1 rRNA gene (running past one end of the window) is annotated in these 1,349 nt (G+C 54.7%); it reads right to left on the reverse strand.

The annotated features are described in order from the left end of the window. Positions 1–6: 6 nt before the first annotated feature. Positions 7–1,349: ribosomal RNA gene (locus KNP95_RS15755) — 23S ribosomal RNA — on the reverse strand (it continues 1,649 nt past the right edge of the window).

Genomic DNA, 1,349 nt, shown 5'->3' on the forward strand with positions numbered 1-1,349 from the left:
TTAGACTAGATCAAAGCCTCGACCGATTAGTATCATTCAGCTCCACACGTCGCCGTGCTTCCACCCATGACCTATCTACCTCATCGTCTCTGAGGGGTCTTTCTTGATTGCTCAAAGGGAAATCTCATCTCGGAGGGGGCTTCATGCTTAGATGCTTTCAGCACTTATCCCGTCCGCACGTAGCTACCCAGCGATGCTCCTGGCGGAACAACTGGTACACCAGCGGTGCGTCCATCCCGGTCCTCTCGTACTAAGGACAGCTCTCCTCAAATTTCCTGCGCCCACGACGGATAGGGACCGAACTGTCTCACGACGTTCTGAACCCAGCTCGCGTACCGCTTTAATGGGCGAACAGCCCAACCCTTGGGACCTACTCCAGCCCCAGGATGCGATGAGCCGACATCGAGGTGCCAAACCTCCCCGTCGATGTGGACTCTTGGGGGAGATCAGCCTGTTATCCCCAGGGTAGCTTTTATCCGTTGAGCGATGGCCCTTCCATGCGGAACCACCGGATCACTAAGCCCGACTTTCGTCCCTGCTCGACTTGTAGGTCTCGCAGTCAAGCTCCCTTCTGCCTTTGCACTCTTCGAATGATTTCCAACCATTCTGAGGGAACCTTTGGGCGCCTCCGTTACTGTTTAGGAGGCGACCGCCCCAGTCAAACTACCCACCTGACACGGTCCTCCAGCCGGATCACGGCTGCGAGTTAGAGACTCTATACGCAAAGGGTGGTATCCCAAGGGTGTCTCCACCGAAGCTGGCGCTCCGGCTTCACAAACTCCCACCTATCCTGTACATCGCGTACAAAGCCTCAATATCAGGCTGTAGTAAAGCTCCATGGGGTCTTTCCGTCCTGTCGCGGGTAACCTGCATCTTCACAGGTACTATGATTTCACCGGGTCTCTCGTTGAGACAGTGCCCAAATCGTTACGCCTTTCGTGCGGGTCGGAACTTACCCGACAAGGAATTTCGCTACCTTAGGACCGTTATAGTTACGGCCGCCGTTTACTGGGGCTTCGGTTCAGTGCTTCTCTTGCGATGACACATCCCCTTAACCTTCCAGCACCGGGCAGGCGTCAGCCCCTATACTTCATCTTGCGATTTAGCAGAGACCTGTGTTTTTGCTAAACAGTCGTTTGGGCCTATTCACTGCGGCTTATGTTGCCATAAGCGTCCCTTCTCCCGAAGTTACGGGACCATTTTGCCGAGTTCCTTAACGAGAGTTATCCCGCGCGTCTTAGAATTCTCATCTCGCCTACCTGTGTCGGTTTACGGTACTGGCGCCGACCTCCTTACTAGAGGCTTTTCTTGGCAGCGTGAAATCCGGTACTTCGCCCTACGGGCTCCAC

The sequence above is a fragment of the Exiguobacterium sp. s36 genome, assembly GCF_018618345.1.
Lineage (GTDB): Bacteria > Bacillota > Bacilli > Exiguobacteriales > Exiguobacteriaceae > Exiguobacterium > Exiguobacterium chiriqhucha.